At 47.0% G+C, this 16,066-nt stretch carries 10 protein-coding genes; 1 reads left to right on the forward strand and 9 read right to left on the reverse strand.

Features of this window, described 5'->3' with window-relative positions; translation table 11 throughout:
* Window positions 1-25 precede the first annotated feature (25 nt).
* The 4 genes from NSQ91_RS23380 to uxuA all read right to left on the reverse strand — a co-directional run bounded on the left by NSQ91_RS23380 (window position 26) and on the right by uxuA (window position 9,547).
* Window positions 26-5,107, reverse strand: coding sequence for a pectinesterase family protein (locus NSQ91_RS23380; RefSeq protein WP_340920083.1), 5,082 nt, complete (start codon window positions 5,105-5,107; stop codon window positions 26-28).
* 150 nt (window positions 5,108-5,257) lie between these two features.
* Window positions 5,258-6,637 (reverse strand): ABC transporter substrate-binding protein, encoded by a 1,380-nt coding sequence (locus NSQ91_RS23385; protein WP_076304606.1) that lies wholly within the window; start codon window positions 6,635-6,637, stop codon window positions 5,258-5,260.
* Window positions 6,638-6,859: 222 nt separating this feature from the next.
* Entirely contained in the window at window positions 6,860-8,470 is a 1,611-nt protein-coding gene (locus NSQ91_RS23390) for a mannitol dehydrogenase family protein (protein WP_340920087.1), read from the reverse strand.
* On the reverse strand, window positions 8,471-9,547 hold the full coding sequence (gene uxuA / locus NSQ91_RS23395) for a mannonate dehydratase (RefSeq protein WP_076128893.1): 1,077 nt from the start codon (window positions 9,545-9,547) through the stop codon (window positions 8,471-8,473).
* A 219-nt stretch (window positions 9,548-9,766) separates the two neighbouring features.
* Here uxuA and NSQ91_RS23400 point away from each other — a divergent pair, with 219 nt between their 5' ends.
* On the forward strand, window positions 9,767-10,420 hold the full coding sequence (locus NSQ91_RS23400; RefSeq protein ID WP_076128891.1) for a GntR family transcriptional regulator: 654 nt from the start codon (window positions 9,767-9,769) through the stop codon (window positions 10,418-10,420).
* Between the two features lie 158 nt (window positions 10,421-10,578).
* Here the strand turns inward: NSQ91_RS23400 and NSQ91_RS23405 are convergent, their stop codons facing one another.
* From NSQ91_RS23405 to NSQ91_RS23425, 5 genes are read right to left on the reverse strand one after another with little or no spacing between them, the layout of a single operon-like run.
* Entirely contained in the window at window positions 10,579-12,039 is a 1,461-nt protein-coding gene (locus tag NSQ91_RS23405) for a glycoside hydrolase family 1 protein (protein WP_340920091.1), read from the reverse strand.
* A gap of 18 nt (window positions 12,040-12,057) precedes the next feature.
* Entirely contained in the window at window positions 12,058-13,356 is a 1,299-nt protein-coding gene (locus NSQ91_RS23410) for a PTS sugar transporter subunit IIC (protein ID WP_340920094.1), read from the reverse strand.
* Between the two features lie 3 nt (window positions 13,357-13,359).
* Entirely contained in the window at window positions 13,360-13,665 is a 306-nt protein-coding gene (locus NSQ91_RS23415) for a PTS sugar transporter subunit IIB (protein ID WP_036683292.1), read from the reverse strand.
* Between the two features lies 1 nt (window position 13,666).
* Window positions 13,667-14,005 carry a PTS lactose/cellobiose transporter subunit IIA gene (locus NSQ91_RS23420; RefSeq protein ID WP_038572728.1) on the reverse strand — a complete coding sequence of 113 codons (339 nt, stop codon included), beginning with the start codon at window positions 14,003-14,005 and terminating at the stop codon, window positions 13,667-13,669.
* Between the two features lie 28 nt (window positions 14,006-14,033).
* Window positions 14,034-15,956, reverse strand: a complete 1,923-nt coding sequence (locus NSQ91_RS23425; RefSeq protein ID WP_076191835.1) for a BglG family transcription antiterminator — start codon at window positions 15,954-15,956, stop codon at window positions 14,034-14,036.
* Window positions 15,957-16,066: the final 110 nt, after the last annotated feature.

Here is a 16,066-nt window from a genome sequence, read left to right on the forward strand (position 1 = left end):
TCAGCGCCCTCCAGATTTAGCAAACTTAATTTGAAGTGATTTTACGGGCCATTCCAGCCAGATCGACGATGTCGATCTGCTGGTCTTTATTCAGATCATACCTACTTACCTCACTCCAACCGTTATCACTTGAAGTGATGCCATATTTGGAGCTCAGAAGAAGAAGATCATCCATGCCGGCCTCGAGATTCATCGCTGTAGCGAGCTTTTGAAGTGCAGTAGACAAATCTTGAGCCGCTAGATTCACTTCCTCTTGTGTAGCATCGCTGTCGTTTAAGACAACGGTTGCGTTCGCAATGGCATCCTTAAAGATAGCAATAGCTGACTGCGAATATTGCCCCCAAAGTGTACCCATCGATGCCGACGCCAAAGTGCTGGCGGCTTCGTGAAGGATAGACTGGAGTGCTGTTCTAATGACATCTCCCGAACCTGTATCAGTCACAGTAATGTTAACCTGATAAGCAGTGCCTTCCACAGAAGATTCATTACCTTCGCCATCGCTCATAATAATGCGGGTCGCTTCTAATGAAGCAACCGTCGCTTCCGTTACATCTTTTGCAGTGAAGTGAAGTTGAAGAATTCTCGGCAAATCGCCGCTCATGCCAACCCCTGGGGTTGTGCTTGCCATGAGAATCCGTGTTTGTCCCTCATTATCAAAGGAATCGATGACACGAATTCCATCCAGCAAGGATTCCGCTGCCACGAACTGAATTTGCTCAGGATCGTAGTTCAGCGTCAAATCCAAGCCATATACATCACTTGTAACACGAGACATGCCATATACGACTTCAAAGGACTGCCCCTTCTCCACAGAGCCCGGTCCGGTTAAAAAACTTCCCGATCGAACAGTAACTTTGGCTTCGGCCTTTAACTCCGTGCCATAGACAGCGCCCGTAACTGTAAATCGCCCTTCTACCGCATATAACTCAGGGTTGATAGCTTCCCAAACGACAGGCACTTGCTTCACTGTTTCATCTGCATAAACAGCGCCTACAACTGTTGGCAAAATAGGAGCCACACCTACTGGTGTCTCAACATGAACTGGCAGAAGCGATTCGATTGGATTGTCGGAAGCGAGCTGGGTAGGATCCCAATCCTCTCTCCCGTTGATCGCACTCGTTGCGCTGAAAATACTGTGCAATGTATACGCTTCGGCTTCCGTGTCCGTTAATTGATGGGTCCAGTTCATTCTAGCCTGCGGATTTGCTCCCGGACCAAAGCTTTGATATTCACCGTAATATGCGGTTGCTTCGTTTTTTGAATTGCCGAAGTTGTTCCAGCCACTTGGAGCAATGTGATCTCCCATATAGCTGTTCAGATATACAGTCTTCGCATATGGACGCCATGGTCTTCCCAAATCAACAGCGGATATAGACGAAAGCAACGCTTCGCCGGTCACTTTGCTGTTCAGGAATACATAGCCATACTCCTGTCCCTCAGGAGTGGAAGCTGCCGTCACATGCCCAGCCAATCTGGAATGAATCTCGCTGTTATCAAAAACAGCAATACCCGGACCAAAGATAAAGTCTACCGAACCCGAGATGAAACAATCCTTGAAGTAGGAACGATAGGATTGAATGGTTGCATTATTGGCATAGTTGTTAGGATCCGCGTTATCGGTCAGATTGCGGGTTAACAGTGTATCCTGATAACCGATGATGTTGCAATTTTCGAAAAAAGCTTTATCCGCATATACGTCGACGGCAACGGATTGACCTGCTCCGGAACCCGAGGAATTAATGACCGTTAGATCCTTGGCATAGAAATCATGGCCTTTAATCATGAGCGTATAATCCGTATAAGTGCCCAAACCTAACGAGGTACCATCCGGGGCCGTTTTTTTCGGATTATCATCGTAGGTGAGAATCGTTCCATCCTTGCTCTCACCCATTAAAGAGATGTAAGGCTTGGTATCTGGAATAAGAACCTTCTCATAATACAAGCCGTTTTTCACAAAAATAATGATGCGATTGCGGTTCTGGTCCGGGACTGCATCGACAGCAGCTTGGATACTTTTATAATCTCCGCTTCCATCTGCGGCAACGACGATAACCTTCGCGTCTGGAGCGATATCAGACAGAACATATACATGAGCAGTAACCGGTAGGTCCGACCCTTGTACCGTACCCATAACCTTGAACCCGTCAATATTTGTATCCGCATACAAGTCTGGAGAGATGGGTTCCCAGGACACTGGCAGAGATTTGGTCATTTGATCATTGAAGATCGCCGTTACGTGATCTGGCAAACTCGGTGCGATGCCCTTCGCAGTTGTCGCGATGACAGGCCGATAACCGGTCATGCCAGCCGAAACCACTTCCACTTGAATTTCAGCTCTTGCTGAATATCCCGTTACTGTACCCTGTAAAGTGAATGCTCCTATCTGCTGATATTCAGACGCCGGAACTAAATCCCAGATTACCGGAGCATAACTTACCGCTCCATCCTCTCTCAAAATCGGCATCTGATTCGGCAGATTAGGCTTCGTGCCTAATGCGGTCGTTACCTGTAAGGACTTATAGCCAACAACTGTTTCTTGTCCTGTTATGGTGATTGGCATCAATCCGATAATCGCTGTTCCGTCATTCATCGTCGCTGCGACGATGACTTTACCATTGCTATTAGCGGTCAGTACTCCATTATCGTCCATTGTAGCCACATCTGTAGGGGTCAGATCACTATTATAGACAGCCCATGTAACCTGCGAAGTTTCTCCCGTAGTTTTGGTGGCACTAAAGGTTAAACGCCCTCCTTTATCGGAGATTGAATTCGTCGAACCTGAGTGTGTTAGCTGGATTCCATAACCGCTGGTAGCTTCCTCAGAAGCACTAATGTACAGATTATCCAAGTAAACTTGAGATGCCACTGTCGTATTATTATTAGGCCCTATGGATTTGAAGGTGCTAATATCCGCCATCGCCAGGGTTGAATCATAGAATGGCTGTTTGCTTAACACCTTCGTTCCGTTGTAATAAACATCCACAAGCTTGTTTGGAAAATCTACCACAGTCTTGACTGTAAACCACTTATCAAGCGGGATCGCAGGAATGATGATAGGAGATGTTTTTCCGTTGATGACATAACTTAATGCTCCCGAATTCTCAGTGTTTAACCAGACGGCTACTTTACCATTCGATCCGAGCAGCTGAAATACCCGATTATTCGAGGTAGGTTTGTTCGCATAAGTACCGTTCGGCACACCGTTCGTTAAGTTGGGAGGGGCCGGGAACTTCATATGCACTTCTGCCGATAAGGTTCCCGTCTGCGAACCAAAACCACGGGATGCACTTACATAACCGCTATCCTGGTCATTAAGGAAAATACTGTTCGGATTCAAATCTCCGTCCGCCGCAATAGTGATCAGACCCGGGGCATAGCTCGAAGCACTCCAATATCCGCCCGGCGTATCCCCGGTTTTGTATTCAGTGAAATCCTCGTGAACCGGGAAGGCTTTATCAGTTACGACCACACCATCCTGAACGATATTCGCACTGTTCGTAGCGCTAATTCCTTTGGGCAAGCTGCTATTGGTGAAAAAGATATTCTCCGTGTAGGCTAATTGAGCTTTAGCAAAAGCACAATTAATGAACTGCAAATTCTTCAAAGCGTTATCAGCTGTTGAAGTGGAGGCTGCCCCTGTCAACGAAATAATGTTATCCGTTCCAGAGATATCGTTGTTCCGCAGGTTGGTAAACCGGAAATTACTCATGTCCGGTGGGTAAATATCAGGAACAGGAAGCTTGTCATAGTTGGAATTCAGATCAATCTTGTTGATAAGCGAATCCCTCACTTGAATGTTCCGAATGTAGCCGCCCCGGGATGTGCTTGTTTTGATCTTAAAGCCCGGTGCCACAGTGTTCGACTTGACGTCGAGGGGAATCAGATTGCAGTCTTCCACGTAGATATCGCTTATTCCGCCAGACATCTCGCTTCCGATAACGACCCCGCCGTGTCCACCACTAAAGGTATCTCCGCGATAATAAATAAATCTGGAGGGTCTGCCGATATCCCGGCCTTCTTGATTGATCCCGGATTTAATTGCACTGCCGTCGTCCCCGGTTTGAAAGGTAGAATTCAAAATGTAAACGCTCTCGGAAGAATTCGGATTAAAGCCGTCTCCATTATGTTGCGTGGTGTTAATATCGAGGTTATAGGCGGTGATGTCTTTGCTGTATACAGGTACTACGGTCCACATCATTCCATTGCGGATTTTCAATCCATCGATATAGACATTGTGTGCGTTATTAAAAGATAGCAGATGTCCACCACCGTAGGTTGTTCCAACTTCAACCTTGTCGTTATCGTATTCCTCACGCAGCTTCAAGCCGCTCTCCTCGTCACCAATTGTTCCGGGTCCAAGGAATGTAATATCAGTTACACTATAATCATCGTACTTGTCATGATCCATAACTCCGGCGTTAAATAAACTTTGATAAGCCTCGGGTTCCTCAATACTGTGTCTGGCCGTTACGAACGGCAAGAAGTCAGCCTTGTGTGAACTAGGCATCACTTGAGCCCCTGCATCTACAAATACAGTCATATTGCTGTGCAGGAACAATCCGCCAGTCACATACTTCCCGGGTGGAAAGTATAAAGTGTCTCCTGGAGTAACCGCGTCAATCGCGGTTTGAATTGCCACGGTATCCAATGTGTTGCCATCTCCGGATGCTCCATAATCCTTAACATTAAACCTGATGCCCGTCTTTTTAGTTGTGATTTGGACCGTATTGCTATCTAAAGATTCGTTGCCAGATGTATCCTGGGCTCGTACCGTGTAGGTATATGTCCTCTCTGGAGTTAATCCTAAAAACTTATAGTAAGTTTTGTCCGTCGAACCAACCCGGTTTCCATCACTGTCATAAATATTGTACTTAGTAATGTTGGAATAAAATAGCGGTTTCTCCCATGCTAACACTACGGTTGTATCCGTATTAGAGGCAGGTGCCATTCGTAAATCCGTCGGGGAGTAAATATTAGCCGATAAGGAATCATTAATGTTCGCAGCGGCATAAGCCGTGTTGGTCTCTCCGGCAAAGGCGATTTCAGGTACGATCGGGATGAGCAATAGAGCGCATAATGCAATAAGGACACTCTTAATTCTTTTCATAACTTACCTCCTGTTCATTTGCAGGTGATGAAAACGCTGTCAATTAGTGGCATTAATCATTAGGGAGTTGTCATTCAAAAGACAGGCGGCCCAAGTATCGTCAAGAGCCCGCCTGCTGAGATTATTTATTGTTCGGGGATATTAACTGTTTTATTTCGAAGAGTCAAAACTTGCTTTTTCTTTTTCAAGCTGCTTTGCCCATTCATCCAATAGTTCTTTGGCACTCATCTTTTTGGCCATTACCTTCTGGATCATAGGCTCCATATTCGTCTGAACCTTGTTATAGCCCGGCAGATAAACGGGATTATCGGTAAACTTCGTGTCCGGTGAGCTCATCAGGTCTGCGCCCGTCTTCACGTAAGGCACGTTTACAATCCAATCAGCATCCAAAGCATCAAGATAAGTCGGAATTTCGCCATAGAGCTCTCCGTACTCACTATCATTGTGCGTTACGAAATACGTCATGAATTCCCATACTGCTTCCTTATTCTCGGAGTTCTTTGTCATCATCATCACCGATGGTGTAACGCCGGGGTGAACGCGATAGCCTTTGGCACCCATAGGGAATGGAACAGCTGTAAACTTGGTTAAATCGTCATTGAATGCTTTACTGTGAGCGCTTGCGGAACCAAGGTTATGGAAAATCATACCTACCTTGCCGGACTGGAACGAAGCAGCCAATTCCGTCCAACCTTTGTTCAAGTCATCTTCAGGTGTATTGACATTATAACCGCTCAAGTATTTCTCCAGAAACTCTACATTCAGTGGATCGTTGATCGTGGCTTTGCCTTCTGGCGTGAAATAGTTCGTAATTCCCGAGTATGAATACATAAGATATTCCAGCGAGGTTGCACTTCCGGCTCCACCCCGTATAGAGTATCCGTAACGATCCTTGGACTTGTCAGTCAACTTCTGTGCGTTGTCAAAGAATTGATCCCATGTGTCCGGATTCGGTAGATTTGATTCCTTCAGCCAATCCGAACGAATCCATTCCATCCAAGGCAGAACGCCATAAGGCAATCCATATAACTTCTTGTCAACCGGATCCGCTGCTCTCATTGAGGTAACCGAACCCGTTGTGATCTTGTCCTTTCCTTCCCAGCTATCGAAATAAGAATCGATTGGCTCAAGCACATCGCGTGCAATAAAGTCGGACGTAAAGTTATTGATCAGGTCCGGCCCTTGTCCAGCAGCAATAGCGACATTCAGCTTTTGTATATAACCGTTCAAATCTCCAGGCACGCCCAAGTATTCGATTTTAATATTCGGATGCTCAGCCATGAACTCCTTCGTAACTTTTTGCCAGAATACATCACGGTCCGGTGTAGTAGCCGCAGCCCAGAACGTAAGCGTTGTCTTCTTGCCGGAATCTTTCGTTTCAGTACCACTGTCGCTAGTCGAGCTGCTTGGCTGGGGACTGGTATTCGACGAGTTGTTGTTATTGTTACTGCTTCCGCAACCACTTAACACGCCTCCAGCCAACATGACCGAAGCCATGACAAGTGCCCAGCTTTTTTTTCTTTTGAACATGGTGTTGAACCCCCTCAAAATTCGTCGCTCAGTTGACGAACACCGGTTATTCGTCATGTGTTTAGTTTAACTTTCGTCCTTCTCATTTTACATAAGATTCTTTTCACACTTTGTTTGGATTTTTTAAAATCATACAAAAAAAAGCCCCGATTGATTGCCTCGGGACTTTTTTCGCTTTATTTTTCTCCTATATTAATTCAAATCTACTTAACTGCCTAGCTTTCACTTTAAATAGTGCTCTAATGTTCTCCGTACCGCTCCTGGGCCTGCCATCATTTCTTGGAACATAATCTCAATCTTATCACCTAGACCAATCTCGTACAACGGAACCCCAAAAAGTCGCTCATCTTCAAGAATAGGGCGCACACTTGCGGTTTGGTCTCCAAGCGAAACTCCCTGCAGGTAACCTTGCAGTGTTTCTAGTAACGGATCTGAACTCAATGTGAAGACCTCTCCAGCATCATTCACTCCAAGTAAGTAACGACACCACACAGCGATAGCCAGTGGAATCGCCGTTAGCTGCGCTGGATCGAGCTCCTCCCGTCGAATATAGGATTTAATAGTTTCACCGAACCGTATACCCACCTTCTGCGAAGTATCTGTAGCAATCCGCTGCGGAGTATCGGGGATAAATGGATTGGCAAAACGCTCCGTAAGGACTTCGTCCAGGAACTGCTTTGGACTGAGAATCCCCGGGTCCACTACGACGGGCAGGCCTTCTTTGTAACCGATTATCTCCACAAACCTCCGCAAAGTATCGTCCTTCATCTCATCCGCGATCAAGGTGTAGCCAAGCAGACAACCGGAAACAGCAAGCGCCGTATGCAGCGGATTAAGGCAGGTCGTTACTTTCATCGTCTCCACCTTGTTGACTGTCTCCCGGTCCGTAAAAATAATTCCGGCTTCCTCTAGTGGTGGACGTCCGTTCGTAAAGTTATCCTCCACTACAAGATATTCGCTGATCTCAGCATTTACGAAAGGAGCGGTATATGTGTTTTTGGAGGTAATGATCACATCCATATCACCAATTCCCTGTTCCAGAAGCGCTGCCTGTACACTCTCCGAAGGACGTGGTGTGATTTTATCGATCATGGACAATGGAAAGGTTATTACTCGTTCATCTTCCAGATAACGCACAAAGTCTTCTATAACAAGTCCTCTTTGGGCCCATTCCTTAGCGATGGACACAACACCGTTCTTCAGCTTGTCGCCATTGTGTGAGCAGTTGTCCATGCTGACAAAGGTCATCGGATATTGGCCTTTCAGATATCTTCGATAAGCAAGCGAAGCTACAATGCTCATGACATGAACAGGATGCTCCGGTCCGCTCTCAATATCCTTTTCCACAATGCCAAAATATTTATCGTACGGATCCGTCAACGAGTAACCCTTCTCCGTGATGGTGAAGCTGGCCATTTGCAGGCTAGGATTCTCGAACACCTCGATCAATCGACGGTACTCCGCTTCTCGGTTTTTGTCCGCTGCGATTCCCTCCACAATACTACTGACTACTCTTTTCTGGAAATCACCACGAGCATTCATCAGTACTAAAAGGGTCAGATTGTCGTAGGGCTTGTAGACTTTATCAATCATTTCGAAATCAAAGGTTTCCACCGCAATAATACCTGTATCCGACTTTCTGCTATCCAGCAGCTTCTGATGAGCATTTGCCACGAATCCCCTGAAAATATTACCTGCACCGAAATGAATCCATTCCGGTTTAAGCTGTGTATTGTTTGCTACCTGCTCATAGTCGAACTGTGGAAGCTCCACACCAGCAGCTTTCCAAGCTGCTTTTTCCCCTTGGATACTGCTTCTGGTCAGATGCAGCATTTATTTTGCCTCCTTGACATTATCCAAGCTATCCCAGACACCAAGCAAATACATGATGCCCATAGCTCTATCATACAAGCCATAACCCGGTCGGCAGTTCTTCTCTTCCCCCCACAGATGCCGCCCGTGATCCGGACGTACATAACCAATGTATCCGTTCTCATGATAGGCTTTGACCACCTCGGCCACATCAACACTTCCGTCACGCCCACGGTGCGACACCTCAATGAAATCACCATTCTCAAATACCTTCACATTGCGGATATGGGCAAAATGAATACGATCATGGAACTCGCGGATCATCGCTGGCAGATCGTTATCCGGATTCGTGCCGAGTGACCCTGTGCAGAACGTCAAACCGTTGTACGGGCTGTCCACCAAATCCAGAAAGCGGCGGATCATATCCCGATTGCGGATAATACGCGGCAGTCCAAAGATCGGCCAAGCCGGATCATCGGGATGGATAGCCATCTTGATGTCCACTTCCTCGCATACTGGAATAATGCGTTCCAGGAAATACTGGAGGTTGTCGAACAGTTTATCTTCCGTCACATCCGCATAAGCCGCAAACAGCTCATCCAGCTTTGCCAGCCGCTCCGGCTCCCAGCCTGGCATCGTGAACTTTCCAGCTCCCTTCAGAATCCGGTCCACCATCTCACGCGGATTATCGGTAATGGCAGCCTTTTCATAAAAGAGAGCATTCGAGCCATCAGGCAACTCTTTATACAGCTCTGTGCGGGTCCAATCGAAAACAGGCATAAAATTATAGCAGATCACCTTAACGCCAACCTTGGCGAGTTTACGAATGGTGTCGATATAAATATCGATATATTTATCACGGGTCGGCAAGCCGATTTTGATATCATCATGAACGTTGACGCTTTCTACTACAGCCGTGCTGAAACCCTTGCTGGTGATTTGATCCGCCACTTCTTGGATCCGTTCCATTTCCCACACTTCTCCGGCTACTTTCTCATGCAAAGACCAGACAATCCCCATAACACCCGGAATCTGCCGAATATGATCCAGCGTGATATTGTCATTGCCCTCGCCATACCATCTCCACGTCATGTTCATTGATAAACCCTCCTGTGAATTCGTTTTCAACTATCTTGTATACAAGATTTACTTGATCATAGAATAAGAACAATTCTTTGTCAATCACAATTTGATCAGGAATTTTATCCTGAAATCAAGGAATATCCACCCTATTTTCATCCCAATGATTTTAATGAACGAACTTATCATGTATACTAGTACTGTATCTGTCATCAACAATTGAAAGCAGGAACAGAAATGTCAATTAAAGCTGAAATTCTAAACACACTGAAGCAAGAAATCCTCACGCTGGCGTTAAAGCCAGGCACCATTCTGAGTGAAACAGCCTTGTCTGAGCGGTTTCAGATTTCACGTACGCCGTTGCGTGATGTTCTCAAACAGCTTGCACTGGAATCTTATACCGATATCTATCCGAAAAAAGGTAATATTGTCTCCTTTATTGATCTTGAATCTGTTGAACAAATCACATACTTGCGTTGCACACTGGAAAAGGAGATCCTCAAGGATCTTTCTGCACAGCTTTTACTACCAGGAGTGCACGAGCTTAAAGAAATTCTTAAGAAACAGAAAGAGGTCATCGGGCAGGAGAATGCTGTAGATTCTTTCCTTAATTTAGACGACGAGTTTCACCGGGCCTTGTACAGGCTTGCTGGACGTGAGTATCTGTGGACTCTGATCCAGCAGTCGAATGTACATTATCTCAGGTACCGCAGACTGCACATGCTTAAGACCGACAAGCTGGAAGAAATCTGGAACGAACACCAATCCATTCTTGAGCTTATGGTGCAAAAAGAAACCGCCAAAATCGGCCCGCTAATCCACCACCATCTCCGGGAAGATATTCATTCACTGGATTTTCAGGAGAATTTCTCGGAATATTTAAAGAAATAGTCAGCTAAAAGGCAGCTTGCCCATAAGTTAAGTGCCTTCCCGGATAAAACTTCGTTATAAGAAGAAGCACACACGATCTCTATTCCCTATTAAAAAAACAAAAAAACCTTGATTTCTCAAGGTTTTCGTAAAAAATGAACAAGAACTATAACCCCGCACTAATAGCTTAAATCTGCACCGTTAGAGGTTATGACCTTTTTGTACCAGTAAAAGCTGTCCTTACGCAGACGCAGCAGCGTTCCATTGCCTGCATCATCCTGATCAACATAAATGAAGCCGTACCGCTTGCGCATCTCTGAGGTGGAAGCCGAGATCAGATCAATACAGCCCCAGCTGGTGTAGCCCATCAGCTCCACGCCATCGGCAATGGCTTCCGCCATCTGCTCAATATGCTGTGCCAGATACTCTATCCGGTATGGATCACGGATCGTGCCATCCAGTTCGAGCACATCTGCAGCACCCAGACCATTCTCTACTACGAACAAAGGAAGCTGGTAGCGGTCATGCATCTCCTTGAGCACAAACCGCAGCCCCTTTGGATCGATCTGCCAGCCCCAATCGGAAGTTTTCAGGAAGGGATTCTTCAGCCCTGAGGACAGGTTACCTTCCGTGGTGGCCGTGATATTCTCATCTACACTGACTACTGAGGACATGTAATAACTAAAGGAAAGAAAATCCACAAGATTGTCCCGCAGCAAAGCTTCGTCTCCCGGCAACATGGTTATTGTCACTCCATGCTGCTCCAAATGCCGGCGGATATAAGAAGGATAATAGCCTCTAACCTGAACATCGGAGCAGAACATTGCCATTTGGTTCTCAGCTTGTGCTTTCAGCACATCACCGGGATGACAGGAATATGGGTAGAGCAGCTTGCGGGCCAGCATGCAGCCGATCTGGAACTGCGGATTGATCTCCCGGCCCCGCTTAATCGCAAGCGCACTGGCTACGAACTGGTGATGCAAAGCCTGAAAAGCAATCTGCTTCTCATTTGACTTGCCATCCAGAATAATCCCTGCGCCCAGAAACGGCGCTTTGAGCGTACAGTTGATTTCGTTGAAAGTCAGCCAATACTTCACCTTATCCCGGTAACGGGTGAACACAGTCTCCGCATAACGGACGAACAGTTCAACCAGTTCTCTGGATTCCCAGCCGTTGTATTTGGTGACTAGGTGCACCGGCATTTCATAATGGGAAATGGTGACCAGCGGCTCGATATTATATTTGCGCAACTCATCAAAAACATCGTCGTAGAAACGCAGTCCTGCCTCGTTAGGTACCTGCTCATCGCCATTCGGATAAATACGAGGCCAGGAGATGGACATACGGAATACCTTAAAACCCATCTCAGCGAACAAGGCGATATCTTCTTTGTAGCGGTGGTAGAAATCAATCCCTCTGCGTTTGGGGTAATTCCCCTGATTATCATCCTGTATGGCCTCTTCTAGCTGTGGACCAGACATGGACAATAGCTGTTCCAGGCTCTTCCGTTCCTTAGGAGGACAATATTTGACTACGTCAGCAGTGGACAAACCCTTGCCGCCCTCATTATACGCGCCTTCGACCTGATTGGCGGCTACCGCACCGCCCCACAGGAAGTTTTCCGGAAATGGATAAGTCATCGGTTGAGCCTCCTTTTATTAATGGGCGGCAGCGGTTGCTGCCGCTTTAGCTTCAGCCTGCTGCTCTTGCTCCAGCGCTTCGGCATCGGCTTTTTTGAAGAATGGATAGTAGATCATGAAGCTTGCGCCAATCATAACCAGCTGGAACGCACTTACGCGCCAGCCCCCGTTCATCCAGCCATTGACCAGCACCGGAATGCCCAGCGGTACCTGAATCCCATGCAGCACAGGAAGGATACCCAGCGTCGTCAGAAGAATCGCCAGACCACTACTCACCAGCGGAGTCAGGATAAATGGAATCATAAACCGAACATTCAGCACCAATGGCATCCCGAAAATCACCGGCTCATTGACACCGATCAGACTTGGGATAATTGCCAGTTTACCAAGTGTCTTATAACGTGTAGATTTGGCAAACAGCATCGCAATAATAAGACCTAACGTTGCCCCTGCACCACCGATCAGTACATAAACCGGGAAGAACGGCGAACCAATGATATGCGTACCTTCCACACCTCTTTGGTAAGCGTCCAGATTCTCAAGTCCCAAAGCCACCCAAATCGGGCCGACAACGGAATAGACTACCAAGGTGCCGTGAACTCCAAAGAACCACAGCAGGTGAATTACGAAGATGCAGATCAGCATCGCCCACCAGGTACCCCCCAGACTAGTCAGTGGCAGTTGGATGATCGAGAAGACAAACTCGTGCATATTGCCATATTTCGTTGCGGCGAAAATCGCCGTCAGCACCAGCATCAGAACCGCTACGATAAAACCAGGCGTAAGCGCGGCAAAAGATTTCTCAACCGTGGGCGGAACACCCTTCGGCATTTTGATATAGAATTTCTTTTCCAATACAAAGGTATAGATCTTACCTACCAGCAGTGCCAGGATGATTGCCACGAACAATCCCTTGGCGCCCAACCAGGAGTAACCAAATGCTTTGGTCACACCGTCATCCAGCAGTCCTTTTGGTGTAACTAGCAAGAAACTCATCAGCGCCAAAATCCCTGCCGAAAAACCTTGCTGCTTATGTTGGGTAGCGAAATTGTAAGCGATGGAGAACACCGCGTAGAGTGCGATCAAATCGGTGGTTACAGTTGCCGGAATCGAAGTATAAGTTTTGAGTCCAGTGCTTTCCAGGAAATTCTGATAAGGATCAAGCTTGAGTGCATTAATCAGGGAAAAAATAGCGCCCAGAATCAAAATTGGCATCAAGGCCATCAGACCGTTGGAAATAGCGCTGATATAGGTGTTTTTTTGGATTTTCGTGCTGACTTTCTGGATCTTGGCTCTCCATTCTGCGCCGCCTGCCATGACTTAAGCCCCCTTCTCCATCAGTTCAAGTGCTGTAGCCAGCACCTTGTCCCCATCCATCATGCCATAGTCCATCATATCGATCGTAGTTACTGGAATGTTCGGATATTCTGCGGCCAGATCGCCTTCGGCGTGTCCCATTTGTGGTCCAAGCATAATGATGTCAAAAGGCTTTTGATCGGCGATGTCACTCTCCGCCACCGCATCAATAACCACTTCAACCCCTTGTGTCCGTGCCGATTCTTTCATCCGTTCCACCAGCATACTTGTCGAGAATCCGCCTGCACAGGCGAGCAATATTTTTTTCATCTTAGTTCACCGATCCTTTCAATTCTAGTTCGAGCGCTTTGCGTTCTTTGATTTCTTCGATCAGTTCCACAGCCAGTTCTCTAACCGTCAGGGCATTCATCAAATGATCCTGCGCGTGAATCATCAGCAGCGTAATTTCTGTCTTTTCACCCCGGCCTTCAGCCTGGATCAGCCCCGTTTGCACTTTATGTGCTTTGGTCAGGCTGGTCTTGGCGTTCTTAATCATCTCGCCCGCTTCTTCCAGGTTTCCGGCGCGCGCGGTTCTTACCGCTTTTAGGCTAAGGCTTCTTGCCTCTCCGCTGCTGGCAATAATCTGCATAATCGTTTGTTCATAATCCATGGGTTCTCCACTCCGTATCGTCATTTTTTTATAGTAGGTTCTCTATCTCATTCATAAATTGCTCATAACTATTCGTGTTTAGCAGCCGATTGCGACTGTCTTCCTTCTCCATTAGAACCAGTAGCAGCTTGCTGATCTCTTTGTGCAGGAACAACTGCCCCGGACCCAGATTGATCAGAAAAATCAATTGGACCGGCTTCCCCTCATAGATCAGCGGTTTCTTCAACACGGTTACACTGATACAGTCGCGGATCGCGCTCATCCGCATCGGATGCGGGCCGGCCACCCCATTTTTGTAAATGGTGGTGAATTTCTGCTCTCTGAGCAGCACTTGTTCGGGAAAATCGTCAGCTGCATAATGATTGCCCACGATCTCCCGGCAGCGCTGCTTTAACAGCTCCATGTAATCTTCGTCCGAACCAGACAGATGAAACAGCTCCCTGCGGAACAAATCCTTGAAATCCATCAGCTTGTAGGACGGTTCTGTGCGATTAATCTGCAAAGACAATATCTCTTTGATCCGCTGAATCTCTTGATCATCCAGCAGCTGTTTGATATGGATCACCGGTTTTTCCTTAATCTCTGTTGCCAGCGGTACAGTAGAGAGAATCAGATCCACAGGCTTGCTGCTGATCTCCTCCACCTCCGTGATGGAGGCTGTGATCACCGACGCTTTGGGGAATACCGCTTCCAGCTTCAGCCGGATTAACTGGGCACTGCCCCCTCCCGTCGAGCAGATCACGGCAATCCGCTTGAACTTCTCCAGATTGCGCTGCTGCATCCGTTCCAGATGGGTGGCAAAATGCAACGCGACATACCCTGCCTCATCGCGCGACATCCGAAACCCGTACTGCTCCTCTACAATCTCAGCGAAGCGGAAGGAAATGACGAACACATTGGCATACTGGCTGTAAACATCCTCCACCAATGGGTTGCCGAGCTGAAGATTGTAATACAACCGGTTCAGCAGCGGGAACATATGCAATAGCAGTGCTTCGCGCAGCTCTTGATCTTGAGTGAATCCAGTAAGGAACTCGCGGTCCAAGCGCTCCAGAATAGCCGTAATTCCCTCCCGCAGATGCGATTTGGTCTCTTCCGACATCCGCTCCATAATGGTCTTGCCAGAAATGTGCAGCGCCAAATAATCAATCTCATCCGCCGGAAGCTTAATCTGGTATTGAGAGGAGATGAAATCTGCAATACTCCCGGCAATATCCTGATACAGCGGCTCAGGTGTTCCCTGCAAGGCTTGTCCAGCCACAATGAAATTGTGCTTGGAAACTCTGTAAAGAAGAATGAACAGATGGGTCAAGATATTATCCAGAAACACATCCGAGATCTTCAGTTCTTTTTCCTTGAGGATTTGCAGTAGAAATCCCTTAAGCTGCTCAGCATCGAAGTCCTGACTAAAAGCATGAAAATCCTCCGTATGCTGCAGCGTATGACCCGATTGCAAGATAAAGTAAGAAAAGGCTTTACGGAAGTCTTGCTCTTCCCCCTCGATTTTCATGCCATAATGAGCCCGGCGTTTCAAGCTAAGCCGGAAAGCGGCAAGTCGCTGCTCTACTTCCTTCAGATCGGAAATAATAGTAGAACGGCTAACGCCGATTTCTTCCGCCATGTTATCCATAGACTGATAGCTATCGTTCTGCAAGAGATAGAATAGTAAATACTGCTGGCGTGATTGCTTATTATCGAGATCCACCTGATCCAGCTGCAGCATTCCTTTTTCCTGGTAGCTACTGAATTTGGCTTCATCGCCAATCTCCAGTAGATAACCCTGGCCGCGGATCATACGGATACCAAAACCATTCGCCTCTCCTGTTTTGTCGAGTGCACGGATCACGTCACGGAGAGTCCGTTCGGACAACCCCACTTCGGCAATCAGCTCACTCATGCGCACAGGACTCTTGCGGGTATATAAAATATTAACAATCGTATATTCTCTCACCTTAAATTCCCTCATTTGTGATACTAGTATCGGATGAAGCACTCAGCTGGTTATGAATACATCATACGTGGAAGCGTTATCTTCTGAACAGTTTGTATTCTGCTGTTTGG

The sequence above is a fragment of the Paenibacillus sp. FSL R7-0048 genome (assembly GCF_038004505.1).
Taxonomy (GTDB): Bacteria; Bacillota; Bacilli; order Paenibacillales; family Paenibacillaceae; genus Paenibacillus_AQ; species Paenibacillus_AQ odorifer.